We start from the raw sequence: 23,107 nt of genomic DNA, 5'->3' as shown, positions 1-23,107 counted from the left end.
TTGTTTCTAAAAAAAGCAAAATTCTCGTTTTGCTTGTCAAGGATCGAACTAAATATTTGCTCAAATTAAATAATAGATTATATTTGTTCAATCGATTGAACAAACTTATAACTTTTTTGAGAAATAAAAAAAAAATAACAATAAAAGATATTGCTGAAGCATTAGGTATAACACCTTCGGCTGTGTCAAAAGCCTTAAATGACCATCCTAGAATTAGTAAGCAAACTAAGATCGCAGTTAAGGAAGTGGCCAAGAAATTAAATTATCAGCCTAATAACCTTGCTAGTGCCTTGCGAAAAGGAAAGAGTAACTTGGTAGGTGTTATGATTCCACGTACAAATAGTAATTTCTTTTCATTAGCAGTTGAAAAAATTGTGGAGCGCCTAAGTAAAGAAGGATATAATGTTATTATTGCCCAATCCAATGAATCGTTTGAGCGAGAATGTAAAAACATTGAGTCTTTACTATTAATTCAGGTGGACGGCATCATTGCTTCAATGGCTAATGAGACAACATCATTAGAGCATTATGAAAAAATTAAATCTAAAGGCGTACCGCTAATCATGTTTGATAGATGGGAAGATGAATTGGATGTTGATTATGTAGGAATTGATGATTATAAGAGTAGTTTTTTAGTGGTGGAACATCTTAAACAACAAAACTGTAGGCGCATTGCTCATATAGGCGGTTATAAGCATACACGTATTTATAAAAAGCGTGTAAAAGGGTTTAAGGATGCATTAAAAAAATATGAACTCCCTATAGATGAAACCTTAATTTCGGAAAGCTCTCTTTTAATTGAAGATGGTAGAAGAATTATGAGCCAGCTATTGGAACTCCCAGACCCACCGGATGCTGTCTATGCTGCGGGCGATTTTGCTGCCTTAGGTGCTTTACAGGTTTTAGAGGAGCAGGGTGTGCAAGTACCAGAAGATATGGCTTTGGTTGGATTTAGTAATGAAACGTTTACATCGTTGGTGAAACCGTCTATTTCAACAATAAATCAGCGCAGTGAGTTAATTGGAACTCTGGCGGCAGAAACCTTTTTAAAACGTGTAGACGATTCTAAATGGGATCCTAAATTGAATAAAACGATGATTGATTCTGAACTCATTATTAGAAACTCATCTTTAAAAACCAAGTGAATTTAAATGAACTTTCCTAGTTAAGAGGAATAATTTACACGGGAAATTAAAAATCGACAGGTATTCTTTACAATACTAAAAAAACACATTAATTAATATGGAGATGTTTAATAAAATAAAATGTTTTTTAAAATGAACAAAGCACTTATATATATTGGAGTTTTAAGTTTATTGTTTTCGTGCAATCAAAATCTATCTGATTCGTCGGAATTGGATGAAACAGAAGAATTGAAGTATGGTATATTTCCGCAAACCTTACCAGAGGTGAAACCGGAGTTTAAGCTTAGTAGGGCTTTGGAGCGTTTGTACGATAACTACCCGGCAACTAAGCCTCAAAATAATGAACTGTTTTCACAATTTAAATACACTGATATTAAAGGTTTTGATTATAATAACCATGATGGAACAATCTCCAGACGAGACCCTTCAAAAGTTATTTTTTATAATGGTAAGTATTATGTGTGGTACACCTATAGAAATACACCATTACCGCCTCAGGGGGCTGAAAAATCAAGTGATGTAATTCCTTCTGCCGATTGGGATTTGGGTGAAATCTGGTATGCCACGAGTACTGACGGTTTTAATTGGGAAGAACAAGGGGTGGCTATTAAGCGGCCAGAGAAACCAGTAGTGGGCTGGCGGGCTGTAACTACGGCCGATATTTTAAAGTGGAAGGGTAAATACTATCTGTATTACCAAGGCTTTATGGAGGCTAGTGGAAAACGTGGTGATGATTGTCCTGTGGCGGTTTCTTATGCAGACTCTCCAGACGGGCCTTGGACACCATATAATCAAATTGTAATACCAAATGGCGGAGAAGGTGCATGGGATCAATATTCTATTCACGATCCTTACCCTTTAGTACATAATGGGAAAATTTATCTGTATTACAAGTCGGATTTTGGAGAAAAAGGGGATTGGATTAGAATGCAAGGTCTGGCAACAGCCGATAATCCCTTAGGTCCATTTACCAAGCACCCTTTAAACCCAGTAATTTCATCTGGGCACGAAACATCGCTTTTTCCATTTAAAGATGGTATCGCAGCTCTAGTGTATAAGGATGGCAATGAACATAATACGGTGCAGTTTGCCCAAGATGGTGTCAATTTTGAAATTGCCTCGATAACAGAAATGATGCCTTATGCTGCTGCGCCATTTGTTCCTGATGCGTTTGATGACACCAAAGATGGTAGAGGTATTACATGGGGAATGGCACATTTCATAGCTTTGGGCGGTAAAGGAAAATTTCATTCTAAACTTACCAGATTTGATTGTGATTTAAGTTTAGATTTACACGATCCTGAGATGAAAGAACCTCGGGTGAACTACACCCCTGAAGATTATTTTAAACGTAGTTTGAGTAACAAACAGAAGGAGCGTATTGAAAAATCTACCGCTGCTTATACAGAAAATTAGCACTTATTTGTATACCCAGTTTTTCTGTTATTATAGTTCATCTCAGGATTAAGCTACATTGTCCTATGGTGCGCATCTGGGATAAATGGTTTTGAGGATTTTGAAAAAAGTAAGGTTTAGAACTATTGCATAATAAAGAACTTTATCTTTGTCTCATGCAAGCTAAAGTACTTCTCATTACGCCACCCTTTACACAGTTAAATACGGCCTATCCGGCGACCGCTTATATTAAAGGGTTTTTAGAAGAAAAAGAGGTCTTGGTATCGCATGTTGATTTAAGTATTGAGCTATTTACATCAATATTTACAGGCGATTTTTTGCAGGAAATCTTTCAAGAAGCTGAGGAAATGGGGAATAATCATTTCCCATTAATACAGGAAATGAAAGCCCTATACATTGCAAGGGTTGATGCGGTTATAGCATTCCTTCAGAAGCAAGATATTGACACTGCAAAGAAAATATTGGGTAAGGACTTTTTACCACTTGGTCACCGATTGTTAAGCGTAAATGCAGCAATAAGATGGGAAGTTGGTGACATTGGTGTGATTGATAAAGCCAAGCATTATGCTACATTGTTTGTCGAAGAAATAGGAGATTTTATTCGTGCCAATGTGGATGATTTTTTTTCATTTACTAAATATGCCGAACAGATTGCCACATCAGCCTCTAGTTTTAATGAGATAGCCGAATTCTTGAATTATCAACCAACAATAATAGAGGATTGTATGTTGACTATTTTAGAAGATAAACTGGAACATATAAAACCTAATCTAGTGTGTTTTACTATCCCATTTCCAGGGAATCTTTTCTCAGCATTACGTTGCGCCCAATTTATAAAACAATTTTTTCCAAAAGTTAAAATTGCTATTGGTGGTGGATATTGTAATACCGAGTTACGCGCCATTGAGGATCCAAGGGTTTTTGATTATATTGATTTTATTTCTTTAGATGATGGTGAGGGACCCTTACTTAAGATCGTCAAGTATCTGGAAGGTTTGGTGCAAATAGATGAGTTAGAAAGAACTTTTGTGCTTGAAAAAGGGCGGGTAGTCTACAAAGACAAGAAGCCAAATACTATTTTTCATCATAAGAACTTACCCGCGCCAAATTATTCAGGGCTACCTTTTGAAAAATATTTGTCCTTTTTGGATATCGTCAACCCAATGCACCGTATGTGGACAGATTACAGGTGGAATAAATTGACAGTATCTCACGGATGCTATTGGAAGCAATGTTCGTTTTGTGATGTTAGTTTAGATTATATTGGAAATTATCAAAATACAACGGCAGATGATTTGATAGGCAAAATTGAAAAAATAATTAATGATACTGGTATCACAGGTTTTCATTTTGTAGATGAGGCTGCACCGCCAAAAATGTTAAAGGCTTTAGCAATAAAATTAATAGAAAAGAAACTTAAAATTACTTGGTGGACTAATATAAGATTTGAAAAAACATTCGATAAAGAACTTTGCGAGTTAATGGCAAGGTCAGGCTGCATAGCAGTTACTGGAGGACTAGAAGTAGCATCAGATAGATTATTGGATAAAATGAAAAAAGGCGTCGATATAGCGCAAGTCACTAGAGTAACTCATAATTTTTCAGAACAAAATATATTGGTTCATGCGTATCTTATGTACGGGTTTCCAACCCAAACAGAACAAGAAACCATTGATTCTCTTGAGGTCGTCAGACAATTGTTTGAAAAGAATTGTATACAGTCTGCGTTTTGGCACCAGTTTACAACAACAATTCATAGTCCTATAGGTAAGAACCCTCAAGCTTTTGGTATAAAAATAACGGGACCCGTTTTTCAAGGGTTTGCCCATAATGACTTATATCATGAAGATCCAAACGGGGCAGATCATACCAAATTTACTAAAGGGTTAAATTTAGCCTTAGCGAGTTACTTGAATCAGGTTGGATTTGAAAAGGAATTACAAGATTGGTTTGATTTTCCTGTTGCCACAACGCGTCATCCTAAAAATTTAATTAAACAATTTTTAGAAAAAAAACCTATAACACGGGCAATCTAAGAGAACTCACCCTTCGGGCATAATTATTTGATAACAACCTAATATGTGAATACTAGGTTGCTCGCTTATCTGAAAACTTGAGGCCACCCTTTAGGTGATTTCTGTGTTATTCACCCAGTTTGAATAAAGATTATGCACGATTGCTAAAACCACTGGACCAATAAATAATCCTAGAATACCTTGAAAAATCATGCCACCTATAGCGCCAATAAGTATCAAAATCATTGGTGTTTGTAGTCCTTTTGCTAATAACATGGGTTTTAACACATTGTCTAGCAATGACACAACAACCATGTAGATTGCAAAAATAACTGCAGGTGTTGTTTCAGCAAATGAGAATACATAAATAATTGCTGGCAAAACAACCAAAAGTACTGGTACTTGAATAATAGCTGCGAAAATAACGACAATAGATAATAGGCCAGCAGTGGCATCAAGTCCAATCATTGAAAAGCCGGCAAATGCTAATATCCCTTGAATCACAGCAACTAATAATATGCCTTTTACAACACTACGAATCGTACTAATACACATGTTCATTAAACCTTCACCTTGACCTTCTTTTAATTTATTCATGAATTTTACTCCTGTTTTATAGCCATCATCAGCAGATGCCATAAATACACCTGCGACTATTAAAGCAACAATAGAAAGTAATATAACACCTACTAAGCCCTTAACAGAATCAAAGAACCAGCCTAATGAGCTTTTTATTTCATCGGGATGATTCATGATAAAACTTTCTATGTCTCTAGAAGCATTACTCCATAGACCATATATTTTTTTACCTATTAACGGCCAGTCATTTACTGATGCATTTGGTGGCGGTATTTTAAGGGTACCATTATCAAAGTTTTGATATAACATGGTTGAAGATTCAACAATCGATTCGGTAATACTTATGGTTGGTATTAAAATTAGGCCAACTAATAAAACAATAAACAAAGAACCTAAAAGCCCCTTTTTTTTGCCTTTTAATAACATAGTTACTTTGATATAAAGTGGGTTTAATGCTACTGCAACTATAACAGACCACATTAATAACAGTACAAAGGGTTCTACGATGTAAAAACTCCAGATGATTAAAATAGAAAGAACAATGATTTTGATAAAAGTATCAATCTCGGGATTAGATTTTAATGGTTTCATTTGTTTTTGATTAGTTAGGGTTATTAATTGACCAACCACCGCCAAGCGCTTGATATAATTCTATAATTGATAATATTTCTTGTTTTAGGGAGGAAGACGCTCTGAGTTCAGAATTAAATTGAGACTCTTGTAAGGTTAACACTTCTAAATAACTCGTTAAACCACCGTCATACCTCACCCAAGATAATTGAGCTGCCTTTGTTGCCAATTCCATTTGCTCTTTCCGTAAAATATATTCTTTATTATACGTATTTTGGGCAATGAGGGCATCTTCAACTTCTTTTAATGCTGTAAGATACGTTAATTGATAATTATATAATAATTGTTCCGTTCTTACTTTTTCTATTTCAACCCCTTTTTTTATTCGGCCTCCGTTAAAAATAGGTCCTAATAATTGCGCTCCTAATTCTCCGAAAATAGATGTTGGATTCAATAATTGACTTCCCATATTTAAGCTAATGGTTAACGAAGGGTATTTTAGTGCTTCAGCAATGCCTATCCTGATGGTTTGCGCTTGTAATTGACGTTCAGCTTGCAAAATGTCAGGCCTTCTATTTATCAATTCTGATGGAATTCCTGCAGGAACTTCGGGTAAATATATTTGTTCATGTAACGGTAGACCTCTTGGTATTTGTTTCGGTGTAGTTCCCAAAAGTACACTTATGCTATTTTCTAATTGAATTCTAGATCTATTCAAAGTAGCAATGGTTGCTTCGGCCTCGATTAATTGAATTTTCGACTGTGTTAAATCAACTTCATTTACAAAGCCTCCATCATATCGGGCTTGCATGACGTCTAGGTTCTCTGCGAAATTCTTTGCTGTTTTTTCCGAAATAAGTAACCTATTGTCCAAATCACGGAGTGATATATAGGCTACGGCCATTGAGGTGATTATATTTATTGTTAGTGCCCTGTTACCTTCTTCGGTAGCTAAAAACTCTTGTAATGCGGCATCATTGAGACTTCTAATTCTATGCCAAAGGTCAACCGTATAAGAGGCGGTAACGCCAGCACCAATGGAATTAGAAAAATCTGATGTGTTAGAATTTGTACTCGTTGTGGCCCCAACACCATAATTGACACTAGGGTATAGGTCTGCACTTGCTATCTCGTAAAATAAATAGGATTCCTTCAACCTTGCCAATGCGCTATTAATACTTTTATTATTGATTAAAGCGGTATTAACCAATTCTACTAAAACGGGATCTTTAAATAATTCCCACCAGGGTATATTTGCAATAGACATGTCTATAGAAGTATCTTGTCTAAAACTTGAAGGCAGATTTTGTTCTTCTCTAACATAGTCTTCACCTACTTTGCATGAAGTAACAAACAAAATTGAAACCATAATAAGGGCAAAATTATAAAGCTTATTTCGTCTCATTGTAATTTCAATTTTCTATTTGTTTTAAAATGGTCTAAAATTCTAAAGGCGATTACCACATACAATACAGCTACGGATATTTGAAGGACTCTAGTCCAAACCTCTGATCCTGCTTCCGAGTTAGAGGATGTAACCGAACCCAAGATGAGCAGAAAGGTGGAAAATCCAGTACCAAAAATAGGCGCTAGCTTGCTTTTAGAAAACAATTTATTGCCAAAAATAAAGCCCACGAATAAAGTAAGTAATAACATAAATACTAAAAGAGGTACCATTACTAAAAGTTTAAAGGCTGCTATGGCCATAATACCGCCTAATAGGTTTGCCACAATAAGTACAGCACCAACTTTGGCATTAGCCAAAACAGGATTCATGGATAGTATGGCTATGAATATTAATATTAATAGGCCTCCCGAGAGTTTTAAAATAAAGAATAAAAGTAAAACCGGTAGAAGGATTAATAAAATATTTCTAGCATAATTAAAGCGACTTGCTTCACTTAATTCTGTGTTGTTTTTTGATTTCACAAAGACTTCATCAGATTCAGACCATGGGAATACCCAAAAGACTAAAGAGGTAAGTAATATGGCCATAAAGGCATTCATAATTAAATTGACGGCTACAAACCCGCTAACGCCTTGAGGTTCTAGCGATAATAAAGGAATCACTAAAAGACTGACAAGGGCGAATAATTTAACCATTCCAGGAAACTTGTTAGTGTAATACAACCATAAAATGCCTAAGGCTATCAACGGCATAAAAACCAATGGGTAGTCCTTAAAATAAGCACTAAATACGTAGGTGATAAGATTAATGAGTATTAAGATTAGAACAAAAGATAAGCCTTGTTTTACTGTAACGGGTTTTGCCCCAGGTGCAATATAACCTAAGGCTAAGACTGTTGTTAAATAAGAAAGTGGATAGTTAAGAATTGAACTGACAAATAGGATAAAGGTTATGCCAAGCACATAGCGCATTACAGGTCTAGAATTCGCCCAGTCATACTTAGATAATAATAAGTAAGAAGGTTTACCTAACATAGGATAGCCAAGAATTAAATTTAATGCGGAATGATGCAATAGCATTCAATATCCAACTGTTTCCTGTATAAGCTACAACATCCACTTGACCTCCCAGTCTAATTGGGACTTCTTGGGTTGCAATGCTGTCAAAACTAATGATGACCGGGAATCGCTGTGGATCTCTTAACCATGAGTTTTTACTATTGATTGTTGGTAATCCGCCTTTATTTGTCTGATCTGCACTAACACCATAACCTAGGCTTCTCACATGTCCTTCATAAATAACACCAGGTGCAATATCAAAGGTGTATTTTACGGGGTCTCCCACTTTTAGAAGTGATAGATTATTTTCTTTCATATCGGCTTGAATCCATACATCAGAGTTAGATATTAAAGTGGTTAAGGGCTGACCAGCAGAGGCATAATAACCCAAGTCAATATCAAAACTCTCAATGACACCATCTGTGGGAGCAATAATTGCAGTAAAGGCCAAATCCAATTGTGCTTTTTCTAATTCTTGTATGGCAGTCCTTATTTTTGGGTTATCTGGACCAGAATCACCTAATGACTGTTTTGCCCTATCCAAATTAGCTTGGGAAGAGGCTACTTGTTCAGTGGCTTGCAATAAGGCGGTTTCCGATTGGTCTTTATCAGATTCAGATAAGGCCCCAGCATTTTCCCGCATCACTTTTTCTACACGATTCCAATTCCTTTGAGCACGTTCTAATTGGGCTTTGGCTACTCCTAGTTTTCCGGCTGCCGATTTTACAGAAGACGAACTCGCAGCCACAGATTGTACGGCATTATCTATATTAGCTTCAGCTTTTAAAACAGCTATTTCAAAGGGGGATGGGTCAATTAAAAATAAAGTGTCTCCGGCTTTTACATTGGTATGAAGTTTAATACGGACGTCAATAATATTACCTGATACTCGTGATGTTACAGGTGTAACTAAGCCTTTAATTCTTGCTTGATCTGTATATGGTGTGTGTCTCTCAGCTAAAATATACCAAACAAAAAATAATAAAGAAACAATTAATACAATTCTTGTTATAAGTTTAATTGGGCTCTTCTGTTCTTTTTTATTGGAAGCATCTTCTTGTGCTTGTTCTTCGTTATTCGGTATAGAATCGGTTTCAGTAGCCATAGTATTAATTTTCCTTATTTTGAAATAGGTTCTTGATGCTATATTGAAGGACTGAAAACATAATTGCTGTTGTCCAACCTAATAATAATACGCCATCCATGGCTTCAAGTCCGGCTAATATTCTATTATTTGAACTTATTGTTATTTCTCCATAACCTAGGGTTGTAAATGTGACTAAAGAGAAATAAATAGCCTTTTCTAAACTTTCAAATTCAGAAATTCCTGGCAAGATATAATAGGTAACGCCCCAAATTATGGCTTCAATAAAGTTTAAAGCCAACAAATAAATTGCGGTATAAATAAGAAACCAAGTAATTTTTGTGTTTAAGAAATGCTTTTGATTGTCTTGAAAATTTTTAGCTAGAATTTTTACCCAATAAAAAGTGCCATAACCATGAATTAATATGGTAATTCCAATAATTATAACGCCAATAGTAATGTTTAAGACCATAATATTTGATTGTTATTTCAAATATATGAATTCGATTGAAACTATTTGATAAAGTTTTAAAATGGTTTTAGACCTATAAAGCCCATTATTAGTAACATGTTTTACGATATTACTTTTGATTAAAAGTTTATCTTGAATTTAGATTTTCTTTTTAACTTTTTGGATAACCTCTTTTATGCTTTAAGAAATGAGCACTTGTAGAAAGGCCTAATTCTCTTTAAGATGTAAAGCATTATTCGGAAACTATATAATAGTTTCAATTTTTAGTAACATTTTTTAAATAAGGTCGTCTATACAATATAGAATATAAATCAATCAAAAATCAACAATCATGAAAACAAGACGAAAAATAACTTTTAGGCAGACACTAAATCCCTTTTTGGGTTTTGGATGGTATACCGGAATGAATACCCCTAAAAACCATGCTGAATTAAAGTTTAACTCCAATTTTAATTTTAAACTGGCTAAGTAGTTAGTTATCAGTATTCAATTTTATAGTCAGCATGTGCCCAGCTTTCATCCAAATCAGTGTTTACCTGTGCAAGACTTTTTAAATCATTTAATCCACTATAAGCTTCTTTTAAGCCGTGTTGTGCCCATCCGTTTTTAGGAAATTTTTTTAAATCTGCCTTATAAGTCACAATAGCATCTTCGTATAATTTGGCTTGTAATTGAATGGCACCTAGGTGATGCCTAATCGAAAAAAACCAATCGGGAGGTTCATTATAATTTAGGGCATCTTCCATTGCAACGGTTTCTTTTAAAATGATAATACTTTTGTCAACTTGCCCTTCTTCCGCTAGAATTTCTGCTTCCAAAACATTTTTGGCAATTTGTACAAGATCATAGACCGTATTGATTTCCCAAATGCTAATGCTTTTCATACTTTCATCTTTAGCAAGTGCATCAAGGGCCGTTAATTCAATTTTAGCCTGTTTCATGTTTTTCTGACCCAAATATGCCATACCTTGGGCATAATGTTGAATGGCTTGTACATAATTTAATTGGTAGGTGTCTAAGCTCATTTCTAGAATTTCATCCCACATTTTGAACTTTACTGCTATGTAATAAGGGATAGTATAGTAGTGTTGTAAGGTTCCCCATCCGGGTTCTTTCATAATTTCCGGGTGGACAAGTTTTGAAACTTTATTCGCACCAATCATAGCCCAATGCTTATTGCCCTCTAGCGTTGCTGTGGCTGCCATAAAATGATAGTTATGCGGGTAATAAGCTAATGGATAGGCCCCTTGGGCATGGCAGGTACTTATATATGAACTATCTGCTTTTACTGAGGCAATATTCGATAAAGTGCCTTTATGATATTCTCCTGTCCTAATGTAAGTATGTGAAGGCATATGTAATAGATGTCCTGAACCAGGAACTAAACCATTATCAAAGGCTTTTGCCGATTCATTTGAGCGTTCTGGGGTATTAGAAGATTCAACAGCATGGATGTAAAAATGATGGGCTCCAGGATGTTTTGGGTTTTTTTTAATTAGGTATTCCAATTGATTAACAATTTCATGAGTCCAAGGTTTGGCTTCTCCAGCATGATTATATAAGTCCCATGGATGTACATTCATCAAAGATTCAACATATAGTGTTCCAATTTCAACGTCGTCAGGATATTTTTTCTGGAGTAATTTTAAGGCTTTTGAGTAATTGAGATCTAATTGACTTCTATCTTCAGGAGGTTCAGGCGAATAACGTATGGCCGTGGCTTCAATGATTTCTTGTTCTTTTTTTGTAGAATTCTGAGCAAGGGATTTGGCTTTTTCAATGGCTTTAAAAGCGCGTCCGTAGTTATCGGGTTCCATTCCTGCATTGTAGTTAGGCCCCAAGACATAGGCAAGTCCCCAAAATGCCATAGCACAATTGGGGTCAATTCTTGTAGCGTAATGAAATGATCTAGCCGCCTCAGCATGATTAAAAGCATAAGCCAAAGCCAACCCTTGATTAAAATAGCGTTGCACTAATGGATTACTCGTTGTTATAGGGTAATCTATAACATCATAACCATCTAAAAGAGGTGCAATATTATCCTTTTTGTACCAATCTGCATCGGTAGTTGGAGGGATGCAAGTGTATTTAGAATTAGGTGATTTTCTAATGATAATAGTCTGAGGTTCTTCCTTGGAGTTTTTACAAGAAAAAAATAAGCTTAATGTGAAGAAAATTATAATTCCTTTTTTCATGGTTTAAATAATTGATTTTGAACATGTTATTGTTGTTACAATTTACTAAATTTGATAAGGATAATTAATTGTTTGTACTTTTTTATTTAATTAAGACTGTATTTACAACTTTTGGTTTGTAATAAACATGGCTTTAAAGCATGATATTTAAACGCAAAAAAGGATTGGAAACTATCTGTATTAAATGTTGTTAGGGGACTTTAGTAAAAGAATTTACCATAATTGTTACTTAGACTAAAAGCTTTCACTAAAAATCATCTACCATCGTAAAAGGTAGCTAAAAGAAGATTCCATTAGGGTCAAAGTTTTTACAAATTAAGTTATTTGAGGTATTGTAGAGAGTTCTAAAAGTGCGTGGGATTAACTTTAGTTAGGGTTAATTTTGGTTGGTTACTTTTTCTGTGTACTGAAGGCTCTCTACATTAATTAGACCCTTTTCTTGAGAGAGCAAAGGGTTTTTTTATTAAGTTCAATAAAAATTAAGGTGTTTTTTCACATAAAGGCACAAAAAATTAATTTAAATTTAATTTTAATAATTCGTGAGCCATAAACTAAAATCACTTGTTTGAAGGCTCTTTTTCTGTTATATTTAGAAAAACTTCTTTAATTATTTTCGATTTATTCTTGAGATATTTCATTTGGATTAATGGTTGTTGTTTAAGGCAATGCCATGGAAGTTTTTTGATAAACTAAAAATGAAAGTATGACTAAAAAAGGACAGGAAGCAGAACGGTTGGCAAGTTCTAATTCTTATAGGAAATGGAAAAAATGGGGACCCTATTTAGCAGAGCGGCAATGGGGAACGGTACGAGAAGATTATAGTTTATATGGTGAAGCATGGGAGTTTGTTGATCATGATAAGGCCAGAAGTAATGCCTATAGATGGGGAGAGGAAGGAATTGGAGGATTTACGGATTCTAGAGAAATACTCTGCATGGCCCCAGCATTTTGGAATGGAAAAGACGATATTTTAAAGGAACGCCTTTTTGGTTTAACTAATAATCAAGGAAATCATGGGGAAGATGTTAAGGAGTTGTATTTTCATCAAGTATCCTCACCAACACATGCTTATTGTAAATATTTGTATAAATACCCCCAAGGGAAATTTCCTTACGGAGATATTGTAAATAAGAACCAAAGAAGTAGAGATGAAGATGAATTTGAAATATTAGATTCCGGATGTTTTAAGGACGGTAATTATTTTGACTGTTTTATTGAGTATGCCAAAGCTGATGTTGATGATATTTTAATGAAAGTAACCGTAGTTAATAGAGGAAAACAAAGTGCAGATATTCATGTTTTACCGCACCTATGGTTTAGAAATTTTTGGAAGCATAATGAACGGTTTGAGCGCCCAAGCATGAAAGCTATTCAAGATGATTGTGTCCTATCTCGAAGTGTAAGAAATGGACGTTATTATCTACACCACGCAGGTGGTGAACAGTTATTTTGTGAAAATGAGACCAATAACCAAAGGATTTATAATTATGCAAATGAAGTTGAATATGTTAAGGATGGTATAAACGATCATGTTATTCATGGAGAACCCACTGTAAATCCGAAAAAAACGGGTTCTAAGTTTGCAGTTTGGTATAAATTAAACTTGAAAGCTGGTGAAGAAAAAAGTATAAGAATTCGTTTAAAGAAAAGGAAAATTGCTGATCCTTGGGCGGATTTTGATTCTATTTTTGATGATAGAATTCGGGAATGCGAAGAATTTTATAACAATATAATAGACAAAAAAATACCAGAGACACAGAGGAATATTGCTAAAAAGGCCTTTTCAGGTTTGCTCTGGACCAAGCAGTTTTATTATAATGATGTATTTAAATGGTTGTTTGGTGGCCCTGGTGAATCAAAACCAGAACGGCATAATCTAAGAAATTATAGCTGGCAACACCTCACCAACAGGCATGTTATTTCTATGCCCGATAAATGGGAGTATCCTTGGTATGCCGCTTGGGATCTTGCGTTTCATATGGCCTCCTTTGTTGAAATTGACCCTTATTTCGCCAAAGAACAGTTACTCTTAGTGTTACAGGAAAACTACATGCATCCTAATGGTCAAATTCCAGCTTATGAATGGAATTTTAGTGATGTCAATCCACCGGTGCATTCTTGGGCGGTTTGGAATGTTTATGAGAAAGATAAGCTGCAAACAGGTAAGGGGGATACTAAGTTTTTGGAAAAAGCATTTCAAAAGTTACTCATTAATTTTACGTGGTGGGTCAACCAAAAAGATAAAAATGGAACCGATTTATTTGAAGGTGGTTTTTTAGGTTTAGATAATATTGGCGTTTTTGATCGTAATCATATGCCCCAAGGTATCACAAGAATGCAGCAAGCTGATGCCACAAGTTGGATGGCCATGTTTGCCTTAAATATGATGCGCATGTCTCTTGAATTGGCAAAAACCAATAAAATACATGAAGAGTCGGTTTCTAAGTTTTTTAGACACTTTTTAAATATTGCATGGGCCATGCACCATATCGGGAAAAGAGATATATCCCTGTGGGATGATGAAGATAAATTTTATTATGATGTAGTAGAAATGGCAAGTGGTGTTACCGATAGATTAAGAGTACGCTCCTTAGTGGGTATAATCCCAATGTTTGCCGTAGAAATCATACATGAAGATCTTTATGAACAGCTTCAAGAATTTAAAGTAAGAGCCGCTAATATTGTGAGAACACGCCCTGATTTAGCCTCTTTAATTTCCAATATAGAAGAAGCTAATGCAGATGGTAATCATTTATTCTCTATCATGCGCGGGTTTAGGTTGGAACATCTACTAAAGCGCCTATTAGATGAAGAGGAGTTCTTATCAGAATATGGTATTCGTTCACTTTCAAAATATCATGAAAAACATCCTTTTGTATTCGTGCATCATGGCTATCATCAAATCCAATATGAATCGGGCGAAAGCAGGTCAAATATGTTTGGCGGTAATTCCAATTGGCGTGGCCCCATTTGGATGCCTTTAAATTATATGATTGTACAATCTTTGAGAAAGTATTATGAGTTTTACGGACCAACTTACGTTTATGAATTCCCAACAGGATCTGGAAATAAGCTTAATTTAAAGCAGATTGCTAATGAAATAAGTAAACGACTTATAAAGCTTTTTGAACCTAATGATGAAGGTAAAGCGCAATACCATTCTGATGATGCAGATAAGTTGTTTACTAAAGATGAACATTTTAAGAATGAACATTTCTTTTATGAGTTTTTTGATGGAGACAACGGTAGAGGTCTAGGGGCATCACATCAAACAGGTTGGACGGCTTTAATTGCTAACCTCATTATGGAACTGGATGAGTAGAAATAGCACTGATTAAAGCGCTGAGCATGATTTTTTTACTGTTAAAAAGGGAATGGATTAAGTATCGATTCCCTTTTATATTTAAGATTTTATAGTATGCTAAATGTCACTTAAAACCATGAGGGGTTAGTATGTTTCTAAGATTTGCAATACTTCTTTTTTATAGCTTCTACTTATCGTTAAAGCCGTGTTATTAATGGTAATTTCTTCGTTAGTAAACGATGAAATATGCTTTAAGGATATAATGTAGGATCTATGAATCCTTAGAAATTTACTTTTAGGGAGTTTGGCTTCCACTGCGCTTATGGTTTCTCGAGTAACCACTGTTTGGTTTGGTAAATGTATTTTAATATAATCACTATAACTTTCAACATAAATTATGGAATCAAAGTCAATTTTTAACATGCGCCTATCTGCTCTAACAAACATAAAATCATGACTGTTTTGTTCATTGGTATTTGTGGTTTTATCATCCACATAAGTGTCAAAATAGTTGTTCACTGCTTTAACCAATCGCTCAAAAGAAATAGGTTTGAGTAAATAGTCAACAGCTCGAAGTTCAAATCCTTCGATGGCAAAATCTCGGTATGCTGTTGTGAAAATTATTTTAACCTCTTTATTAATTGCTTTGGCAAAGGAAATCCCCGACATCTCAGGCATATTGATATCCAAGAAAACCAAATCAATGGTTTGTGTTCTTAAACAATTAAAGGCTTCTATAGCACTGCTGCAACTAGCAATAAGCTTGGTGTTTGGAATTTTTGATAGGTGCGTGCTAATGACTTCTCGAGCAATCGATTCATCATCAACAATCATGCAGCGTATGTCTTTCTCCTGTTGCATATTTATACAGATTCTATTTTTAAATCAATTTTAAACCGGTTATTACTATTCTGGATGTTAAGGCTGTATTGGTTTTTATAAAGTAGGTCTAAACGTTTTTTTATATTTTCTAAACCGATACCTTTTGATGTTGTGTCATGATTTTTACTGGTGTTTTCAATATGAAAATAGATATTTTTAGCATCACAAGAAAGGGTTATATTGATATCTAATACGCCTTTGTTTAATGTACCATGTTTAAAGCTGTTCTCAATAAAAGGCAAAAGTAACATGGGCGCTATTTGTTTATCATGACTTATATGCTCTTTATGAAACGTAATATTTAAGGTATCATTAAATCGCATTTTTTCTAATTCAATATAATCATTAATATGATTAATGTCATCTGTTAATAAAACAAAAGGCTTGTCTACTTGATACAATAAGTAATCTAGCAGGTTAGACAGTTTCAGAATCATTTCTGGGGTTTCGTCTGCTTTCTTTAAGGCAAACCCGTACATGGTATTTAAGGTGTTAAATAAAAAATGCGGATGAATTTGCATCTTTAAATAATTCAATTCCTGTTCTTTTAATTTTAGTTGCGTTTCTAAAATTTTAGTTTCTAGTTTTTTAGCTTCTTGCGTATGCTTCAAATTAAGTTTTAGTAATTTAAATGCGCTAACTATAATAACTATGAGATACACCGCAGTTGCTACAAATATTAAACTCCGGCTTATAGGAGCCATATTATCATATTGGAAATTTGAGAGGTAAATAAGTCCGTAAAAAACAGATACTATAATTAGGAAAGCCGAAATAACCAGTGTAAAAAAACTATACAAGGCAAAGCGGCCATATCGTTTTTTTATTAAGTAGATGGGGATGAGATTATAAATAGCAACATAGGTGGTCGCTATGGTAATAGGCATCAAAAATAATGAGAATGAAAACACATAGTTGAAATCACTACTATCAAAGCCGAAAAAATAGGTGTAAAATAGAAGCACTGCACACCAGAATAAGGTGTGTAGTAATATTTGACCAATTTTATTTAAAATGAGTTTTTTCATTGTAATAAACTAACCTCATTACAATAATACTATATTTTTAGTAGGTGTATTTGTTTTGTAGACGAATGACTGTTTTTAGGCCTGATTTAGCTTTTGGTTAAAAAAGTTGTTAATTTGGTTGACCGTCGCATTTTTATTTAGGAGGTGTATTTGATTTTTATGTTTGTATCAAGTTTAATCAAAACCATTTATTATGTTAATGTTATCAATTTTATTAGTTAATCCGTTTGTTGATCGATTCATGGAAGGCGGTCCATTATTTATGTCTCTTATTTTAATTTGCCTAATACTTGCACTAATTTGTATTGTGATAGCCTTTTTAAATGTAAAAAAGGATGAAGTTAAATCTAAGAAAATGACAAGCCTAGCTTCAGATATTAGTATTTTAGGACTTGTATTTGGACTTTTAGGCTCTATAATAGGAATGATTATGGCCTTTGATGCCATTAGTGCGCTTGGAGATGTAAGTCAAGGGATGATGGCCAGCGGACTTAAAGTTGCATTTTTAACAACAGTTTTTGGCTGTATTACTTTCATTTTACCTAGAATAGGAATTATTATTTTAAAGGCTTTGCAAAGGAATTAGTGCATTGTTAGGATGTTGTTATAAAACCGCTTTTCATATTAATAAAAGGCGGTTTATTGCTTATGTCTAATAGGAAAAAGTCGATTTTAGTGAAATTAAGATAACTTAGTCCATCATTTGATATACTTGATAATATCATTTTTAAAATATAAGAATTATGAAACAGTATAAAGCATTTTTGATTTTATTAGTTCTCGTAATTTCTTATCAGCCCGGGTTTTCACAACGCAGTTCAAAACCTAACTATGTTATTGTTCATGGCGCTTGGGGAGGCGGTTGGGTCTTTAAAAAAGTAGATTCCCTTCTTACAGAAACAGGTAGTATAGTCTATCGACCTACCTTAACTGGACAAGGAGAACGCGTGCACTTAGCAACTTTAGATGTTGGTTTGGATACACATATTAAAGATGTTGTAAACACCATTCTTTATGAAGAGCTTAATAATATTATTTTAGTTGGACATAGTTATGGGGGTATGGTAGTTACTGGTGTGGCAGATAGTATCCCTGAGAGAATTGCTAAACTTGTTTATATTGATGCTTTCGTTCCTGAAGATAATGAAAGTGTAGTTTCCATTCGAGGTATTAAAAAAAGCGAATTAGATGAATTGAATGGATTTATCGTTCCTCCTTGGGTTCCAGAAGGCGAATTGCCGCCTAAAGATGTGCCGCATCCATTGAAAACATGGACGGATAGAATCTCATTAAAAAATCCAGATAGGTTCAAAATGAATACAACATACATACTTACAGTAGACAAAGGTGCTTATCCGAAAAATGATGACTTTTATTCTCAATTCCAGCGAGCTGATGAAAAAAAATGGCCTACGCTTCAGCTACAAGCTAACCATAATGCGCAATGGTCCGCTCCTGAAGCATTTGTAAATATGTTAAAAGGAATTGAAGCTAAATAAGTAAAAACGAAGAATGGGTATTAAAATCTATTTCTTTTTATTTCGTTTATTGTAGTTTTTGTCACCTCTAGTCTTAGGCTTTTTATATTTAGCAGCTATTTTAAATTTATAAGAACCTCCTAAGTTTTCTTTAGAATTCTTTTCTGATTTCTCATGAAAAGCAGGCCCTGGAGCATCTTCATCTTTTCGTTTGGTAGGGTTGTTTCGTTCTCTAATTTGCGGACGTTCTTCTTCAATGAGATCCGTAGATATTTCAACATCTTCAGGTATTTCCAATACAGGGATAGACATTTTCATTAAAGACTCAATATTTTCAATGGCATCCTGTTCTTTTTCTGTAGAAAAAACCAAAGCCTCACCTTCCCGTTCTGCACGCCCCGTTCTACCAATACGGTGCATATAGTTTTCAGCATACTCAGGCGTATCAAAATTAATAACGTGACTTACGTTGTCAATATCTAAACCACGAGCCATAACATCAGTAGCGATTAAAATGCGGTTTTCGCCATTTCTAAATTGTTCTATGCTGCGCAGTCTGTAATTTTGTGTTTTGTTTGAGTGAATCACACAAAGTTCTTCTTTGAAATATTCGTCTAGCTTTTCAAACAAACGGTCAGCCATGCGCTTAAATGCCACAAAAATTAAAACTTTATTATACTGATCAGTATCCTGAAGTAATTGGACTAACAGATTAACTTTGGTATAAAAATTAGGAACGTTATAACGTATTTGCTTTATATTATCTAGGGGAGTACCAGAAACGGCAATAGACACGCGTTCAGGTTTTTTAAAAAAGTCATTGATTAACAAATCTACATCTTGGGTCATAGTTGCTGAAAACATGATGTTTTGTCTACGCTCTGGAAGAATATCAAAAATATTAATCAATTGGTGTCGAAACCCTAAATCTAACATAACATCTACTTCATCAATGACCAGTTTTTGAATGGACTTTAGCTGTAAAACCCGTGTTAAAGCAAGGTCATACAAACGACCTGGGGTAGCTACCAGAATATCAATGCCTTGCGCTATGGCTTGTTTTTGAGTGTTAATATTGGTACCGCCATAAACCCCTAATACACGATTATTAATGTATTTGGAAAGCTTTTCAATCTCATCAACCACTTGAACCACAAGTTCTCTAGTTGGCACCAATACGAGTACTCTTGGGTTGTCCTGTTTTGAAAACTTTAGGTTTTTAAGAATAGGCAACATATAGGCGAAGGTTTTACCAGTACCTGTTTGGGCAATACCAACCACATCTCTTCCAGATGCCACCACATTAAAGGCTTGTTCTTGTATCGGCGTGGGCGTTGTAAAGCCCAAATCGTCTAAAGCATTATAAAGTGGCGTATTTAAATTTAAATCTTGAAAAGTCATAGGTGTCACTGATAAGACGCAAAGTTAAGCTTATTATTTTATAGTAAATGCGCTTTGCTAATTTCAATACTATAACTTGCCTTAAAGGTATTTTCTGCTTCAAGTTTTATTATCCCCTCTTTGGTTGTTAAGTCTTGATTGGTGTCTTCATGATCGGCAATACCTAGCCAAGGTTCTATACAGACATAATCCCCATTGGGCTTGGCCCAAATACCTAAATAGTCAAAATCATGGTAACTAACGGATAATATTTCACCGTTTAGATTACTTTTTAGGCTCACTTTTTTTGATTTTAAATCTTTGAAAATGAGTGCGTCTTCATTAAATAAATCATGCCTGAGTGGCAGTGTTTTGGAATCATTAAAGACGGATTTTGTTTTTGAAGAAATAAGCCCATTTTCCATATTAATGAGATGTGTTTTTGAACTTTCAATGTGTTCAAATTCTATGCTGTAATCATCATAAGATTCGTTGTCAAAAACAGGACATTTAAATGCCGGATGACCTCCAACTGAAAAATAAATAGGTTGGTCATCTATGTTTTTAATAGTGTGACAAACTTCAAGCGTATTATCAATGAGTTTAAACGCTATATAAAACTCAAATTTAAAAGGATAGACTTGTAATAAAGAAGCGTTATTCGTGAGTTTAAAACTTAAACAGTTTTCAGTTTGCTTATCCAGTATGATATCTTGGTTATGTCTAACGAAACCGTGTTTTGGTAGCTTATAAGTTTTGTTTTTTAAAAAATAGGTATCATCTTTTAAAGCACCAATAATTGGAAATAGGTTAGGAGCAAAGCTTCCCCAAATATCAGGATTGGCATTCCAAATGAAATCTATATTGTTTTTAATACTTTCTATTTTACATAGTTCGGCGCCGGTTTTTTTTACGGCAATTTTTAAGATATCATTCTTTAGGGTATACATTGTATTTCACTTTTAAACTTATTTACAAAAATCTTAATTTTTTAAGTATTCTAAGTAACTTTGCTCCTTATTATTTTCTATTGAGAACCACGCATTTTCATAAATTACAGGATATTCCATTGTTTAAGACCAAACTCTTAACTTGGGCGCAACAGTTTGATGATGTGGTTTGGTTAGATTCCAATAATTATAACCAGCAATACACCAGTTATGATGCTGTATTGGCGGTGGATGCTTTTACGAGTATAAGAACAGATTTCCATCAAGGCTTTGAGAAGTTAAAAGAATACCAAACTTATTGTAAAGATTGGTTGTTTGGTTATTTGTCTTACGATTTAAAAAATGATGTCGAATCATTAAACTCACAAAATCATGATGGTTTAGGTTTTTCAGACTTATGTTTTTTTCAGCCTAAGCGTTTATTCTTGATAAAAGGCGATCAATTGGAAATGCAATACATGAATGTCGTTTCAGATGAGATTAGTGATGATTTGTTTGCTGTGGAATATGTGCGTGAAGCCCCAAGAGGCACCATTCATAATGACATTAAAATAAAATTAAGGATTCATAAAGACGATTACTTTTCAAAAGTAGAAAATATGCTAGAGCATATTCATAGAGGAGATATTTATGAAGCTAATATTTGTCAAGAGTTCTACGCTGAAGACACTCAAATTAACCCTCTAGAAACGTATCAAAAATTAAATGGTATATCAAAACCACCATTTGCAGCATTTCTTAAAATGGACGATAAGTACGCGCTGAGTGCGTCGCCAGAACGTTATATAAAGAAAATAGGAAATAATATAGTTTCTCAACCCATTAAGGGAACAGGTAAGCGGGATTTAAACCCTGATGCTGATAAGCGCCACATAGTCAATCTCAAGAATGACAACAAAGAGCGTAGTGAAAATATAATGATTGTTGATCTTGTGCGTAATGATTTGTCTAAAACCGCATTAAAAGGAAGTGTACAAGTTGAAGAGCTTTGCGAAGTATACACGTTTGATCAGGTACATCAAATGATTTCAACGGTAACATCAAAAGTTAGTTCTGAAACACATCCGGTTGATATTATAAAAAGCACCTTCCCCATGGGGAGTATGACAGGGGCCCCAAAAATATCAGCAATGCGAATAATTGAGCACTTAGAAGCGTCTAAACGCGGTATTTACTCAGGGGCAATAGGCTATTTTTCCCCTTCAGGAGATTTTGATTTTAATGTGGTTATTCGAAGTATTCTCTATAATCAAACTAAAAAATATGTTTCCTATTCTGTAGGCGGAGCCATTACGGCTAAGAGTGATCCGTTTAAAGAATATGAAGAGTGTTTAGTAAAAGCGAAAGCGATGCGTACCGTTTTAGAGAATTAAATAAGATGCTCCTTAAAGTCTTCAATAGCCAATTCTAAAACCCGCTCTACGCGTTTGGTTTCAATATTCTTGACAGTAGCTATCTCCTCAAAAGATAATTTTCCAAAAACAAATAAGTCTACAATATCTGAAACTCTAAGAGGCAGCCAGGTGTAGTATTTCCCTAACAAGTGTTTATTTCGCTTTGTAGAAATGTCTGAGATTTCAAAGGTGTTCTGTAATGACATATTGTTGTCATCATAAACAAAAATATGTTTTTCCTCATTGTCTTGATGGTAAGAGATGTCACTTAACTCATCGTTCATAATCAAGTCATAGTCTTCATCAACTGTAAATTCTTCATTTAAACCATCCAGTTCATCTATTAAGATACTATCAGTGCTAAGTGTCTTTTGATGGAAGGCTTCATTTTTGAAGAGGTTATCCAAATCCGTATCTACTATTTTAAAAAGTGCAATTTTAATATGAGCAGCATCTGCCTCAATATTATAGCCTTGTTCGTAAAATTTGGCAATACCTTCATCAATAATATCATTAGATTTATACATGTTTTTTGGTATAATCTTGGTGGACTCAGCAATATATAACCTATGCTTTACATAGGCCTGCAAATGTTGGGTTGCAGAAACTACTTTTTTATTAAATTCTGTTTGAGTCGTTTTATCGTTTAATTTTTCAAGAGAAGACATAGCAAACGGTTTTAAAATTAATACTTTAAATATACGAAATCTATAGTTTTTCCTTATGACATATATCATTTGATAATAAAA

19 protein-coding genes are annotated in these 23,107 nt (G+C 34.4%); 8 read left to right on the top strand and 11 right to left on the bottom strand.

Going from position 1 to position 23,107, the window contains the following annotated elements:
* Positions 1–116: 116 nt before the first annotated feature.
* The 3 genes from IE051_RS17085 (at position 117) to IE051_RS17075 (ending at position 4,597) form a co-directional block, all read left to right on the top strand.
* Positions 117–1,145 carry a LacI family DNA-binding transcriptional regulator gene (locus tag IE051_RS17085; RefSeq protein WP_229796859.1) on the top strand — a complete coding sequence of 343 codons (1,029 nt, stop codon included), beginning with the start codon at positions 117–119 and terminating at the stop codon, positions 1,143–1,145.
* A gap of 132 nt (positions 1,146–1,277) precedes the next feature.
* Entirely contained in the window at positions 1,278–2,561 is a 1,284-nt protein-coding gene (locus IE051_RS17080) for a glycoside hydrolase family 117 protein (protein WP_189362632.1), read from the top strand.
* A gap of 155 nt (positions 2,562–2,716) precedes the next feature.
* A complete protein-coding gene (locus IE051_RS17075) occupies positions 2,717–4,597 on the top strand; it encodes a B12-binding domain-containing radical SAM protein (protein ID WP_189362631.1) in 1,881 nt (626 codons plus the stop codon).
* A 90-nt stretch (positions 4,598–4,687) separates the two neighbouring features.
* On the opposite strand, the gene IE051_RS17070 is transcribed toward IE051_RS17075, so the two are convergent.
* Genes IE051_RS17070 through IE051_RS17050 form a run of 5 tightly spaced genes read right to left on the bottom strand, consistent with a single transcriptional unit; the run spans position 4,688 to position 9,747 of the window.
* On the bottom strand, positions 4,688–5,746 hold the full coding sequence (locus IE051_RS17070) for an AI-2E family transporter (RefSeq protein ID WP_189362630.1): 1,059 nt from the start codon (positions 5,744–5,746) through the stop codon (positions 4,688–4,690).
* A gap of 10 nt (positions 5,747–5,756) precedes the next feature.
* Positions 5,757–7,130 carry an efflux transporter outer membrane subunit gene (locus IE051_RS17065; protein ID WP_189362629.1) on the bottom strand — a complete coding sequence of 458 codons (1,374 nt, stop codon included), beginning with the start codon at positions 7,128–7,130 and terminating at the stop codon, positions 5,757–5,759.
* Positions 7,127–8,167, bottom strand: a complete 1,041-nt coding sequence (locus tag IE051_RS17060; RefSeq protein WP_189362628.1) for a DUF2955 domain-containing protein — start codon at positions 8,165–8,167, stop codon at positions 7,127–7,129. The genes IE051_RS17065 and IE051_RS17060 overlap by 4 nt, the downstream gene beginning before the upstream one ends.
* Positions 8,157–9,296, bottom strand: coding sequence for an HlyD family secretion protein (locus IE051_RS17055; protein ID WP_189362627.1), 1,140 nt, complete (start codon positions 9,294–9,296; stop codon positions 8,157–8,159). Before IE051_RS17055 ends, IE051_RS17060 begins: the two co-directional genes overlap by 11 nt.
* 4 nt (positions 9,297–9,300) lie before the next feature.
* Positions 9,301–9,747: a potassium channel family protein gene (locus IE051_RS17050; RefSeq protein ID WP_189362626.1), complete on the bottom strand. Its 447-nt coding sequence runs from the start codon at positions 9,745–9,747 to the stop codon at positions 9,301–9,303.
* Positions 9,748–10,078: 331 nt separating this feature from the next.
* Between IE051_RS17050 and IE051_RS17045 the strand changes: the two genes are divergently transcribed.
* Positions 10,079–10,219, top strand: a complete 141-nt coding sequence (locus IE051_RS17045) for a hypothetical protein (RefSeq protein WP_189362625.1) — start codon at positions 10,079–10,081, stop codon at positions 10,217–10,219.
* A 7-nt stretch (positions 10,220–10,226) separates the two neighbouring features.
* On the opposite strand, the gene IE051_RS17040 is transcribed toward IE051_RS17045, so the two are convergent.
* Entirely contained in the window at positions 10,227–11,942 is a 1,716-nt protein-coding gene (locus IE051_RS17040) for a hypothetical protein (protein WP_189362624.1), read from the bottom strand.
* A 703-nt stretch (positions 11,943–12,645) separates the two neighbouring features.
* Here IE051_RS17040 and IE051_RS17035 point away from each other — a divergent pair.
* A complete protein-coding gene (locus tag IE051_RS17035; RefSeq protein ID WP_189362623.1) occupies positions 12,646–15,264 on the top strand; it encodes an MGH1-like glycoside hydrolase domain-containing protein in 2,619 nt (872 codons plus the stop codon).
* 126 nt (positions 15,265–15,390) lie between these two features.
* Here the strand turns inward: IE051_RS17035 and IE051_RS17030 are convergent, their stop codons facing one another.
* Positions 15,391–16,107: a LytR/AlgR family response regulator transcription factor gene (locus tag IE051_RS17030; protein ID WP_189362622.1), complete on the bottom strand. Its 717-nt coding sequence runs from the start codon at positions 16,105–16,107 to the stop codon at positions 15,391–15,393.
* A gap of 2 nt (positions 16,108–16,109) precedes the next feature.
* A complete protein-coding gene (locus tag IE051_RS17025) occupies positions 16,110–17,156 on the bottom strand; it encodes a sensor histidine kinase (RefSeq protein WP_189362621.1) in 1,047 nt (348 codons plus the stop codon).
* A 199-nt stretch (positions 17,157–17,355) separates the two neighbouring features.
* Here IE051_RS17025 and IE051_RS17020 point away from each other — a divergent pair, with 199 nt between their 5' ends.
* Together IE051_RS17020 and IE051_RS17015 are read left to right on the top strand one after the other, a co-directional pair.
* Complete coding sequence (locus IE051_RS17020) at positions 17,356–17,742, top strand: MotA/TolQ/ExbB proton channel family protein (RefSeq protein WP_229796858.1); 387 nt, start codon at positions 17,356–17,358, stop codon at positions 17,740–17,742.
* 157 nt (positions 17,743–17,899) lie between these two features.
* Positions 17,900–18,655 carry an alpha/beta hydrolase gene (locus IE051_RS17015; RefSeq protein ID WP_189362619.1) on the top strand — a complete coding sequence of 252 codons (756 nt, stop codon included), beginning with the start codon at positions 17,900–17,902 and terminating at the stop codon, positions 18,653–18,655.
* Positions 18,656–18,682: 27 nt separating this feature from the next.
* Here IE051_RS17015 and IE051_RS17010 read toward each other — a convergent pair whose 3' ends face one another.
* Positions 18,683–20,035 (bottom strand): DEAD/DEAH box helicase, encoded by a 1,353-nt coding sequence (locus IE051_RS17010; RefSeq protein WP_189362618.1) that lies wholly within the window; start codon positions 20,033–20,035, stop codon positions 18,683–18,685.
* Positions 20,036–20,073: 38 nt separating this feature from the next.
* Positions 20,074–20,964, bottom strand: a complete 891-nt coding sequence (locus tag IE051_RS17005) for an aldose 1-epimerase family protein (protein WP_189362617.1) — start codon at positions 20,962–20,964, stop codon at positions 20,074–20,076.
* 80 nt (positions 20,965–21,044) lie between these two features.
* Between IE051_RS17005 and pabB the strand changes: the two genes are divergently transcribed.
* Positions 21,045–22,337 carry an aminodeoxychorismate synthase component I gene (pabB, locus tag IE051_RS17000; RefSeq protein ID WP_189362616.1) on the top strand — a complete coding sequence of 431 codons (1,293 nt, stop codon included), beginning with the start codon at positions 21,045–21,047 and terminating at the stop codon, positions 22,335–22,337.
* On the opposite strand, the gene IE051_RS16995 is transcribed toward pabB, so the two are convergent.
* Positions 22,334–23,026 carry a hypothetical protein gene (locus IE051_RS16995; RefSeq protein ID WP_189362615.1) on the bottom strand — a complete coding sequence of 231 codons (693 nt, stop codon included), beginning with the start codon at positions 23,024–23,026 and terminating at the stop codon, positions 22,334–22,336. The two genes, pabB and IE051_RS16995, sit on opposite strands and share 4 nt — an antisense overlap.
* Positions 23,027–23,107: the final 81 nt, after the last annotated feature.

The organism is Algibacter mikhailovii (assembly GCF_014651495.1).
Classification (GTDB): Bacteria; Bacteroidota; Bacteroidia; order Flavobacteriales; family Flavobacteriaceae; genus Algibacter_E; species Algibacter_E mikhailovii.
This window is presented reverse-complemented; position numbering and strand designations above follow the sequence as displayed.

Coding starts and splice junctions, on each gene's coding strand:
- IE051_RS17040 (WP_189362624.1), bottom strand. CDS start 11,942: ATGAAAAAAGGAATTATAATTTTCTTCACATTAAGCTTATTTTTTTCT.
- IE051_RS17075 (WP_189362631.1), top strand. CDS start 2,717: ATGCAAGCTAAAGTACTTCTCATTACGCCACCCTTTACACAGTTAAAT.
- IE051_RS17015 (WP_189362619.1), top strand. CDS start 17,900: ATGAAACAGTATAAAGCATTTTTGATTTTATTAGTTCTCGTAATTTCT.
- IE051_RS17030 (WP_189362622.1), bottom strand. CDS start 16,107: ATGCAACAGGAGAAAGACATACGCTGCATGATTGTTGATGATGAATCG.
- IE051_RS17060 (WP_189362628.1), bottom strand. CDS start 8,167: ATGTTAGGTAAACCTTCTTACTTATTATTATCTAAGTATGACTGGGCG.
- IE051_RS16995 (WP_189362615.1), bottom strand. CDS start 23,026: ATGTCTTCTCTTGAAAAATTAAACGATAAAACGACTCAAACAGAATTT.
- IE051_RS17070 (WP_189362630.1), bottom strand. CDS start 5,746: ATGAAACCATTAAAATCTAATCCCGAGATTGATACTTTTATCAAAATC.
- IE051_RS17080 (WP_189362632.1), top strand. CDS start 1,278: ATGAACAAAGCACTTATATATATTGGAGTTTTAAGTTTATTGTTTTCG.
- IE051_RS17025 (WP_189362621.1), bottom strand. CDS start 17,156: ATGAAAAAACTCATTTTAAATAAAATTGGTCAAATATTACTACACACC.
- IE051_RS17050 (WP_189362626.1), bottom strand. CDS start 9,747: ATGGTCTTAAACATTACTATTGGCGTTATAATTATTGGAATTACCATA.
- IE051_RS17010 (WP_189362618.1), bottom strand. CDS start 20,035: ATGACTTTTCAAGATTTAAATTTAAATACGCCACTTTATAATGCTTTA.
- IE051_RS17045 (WP_189362625.1), top strand. CDS start 10,079: ATGAAAACAAGACGAAAAATAACTTTTAGGCAGACACTAAATCCCTTT.
- IE051_RS17035 (WP_189362623.1), top strand. CDS start 12,646: ATGACTAAAAAAGGACAGGAAGCAGAACGGTTGGCAAGTTCTAATTCT.
- IE051_RS17020 (WP_229796858.1), top strand. CDS start 17,356: ATGTTATCAATTTTATTAGTTAATCCGTTTGTTGATCGATTCATGGAA.
- IE051_RS17055 (WP_189362627.1), bottom strand. CDS start 9,296: ATGGCTACTGAAACCGATTCTATACCGAATAACGAAGAACAAGCACAA.
- IE051_RS17065 (WP_189362629.1), bottom strand. CDS start 7,130: ATGAGACGAAATAAGCTTTATAATTTTGCCCTTATTATGGTTTCAATT.
- IE051_RS17005 (WP_189362617.1), bottom strand. CDS start 20,964: ATGTATACCCTAAAGAATGATATCTTAAAAATTGCCGTAAAAAAAACC.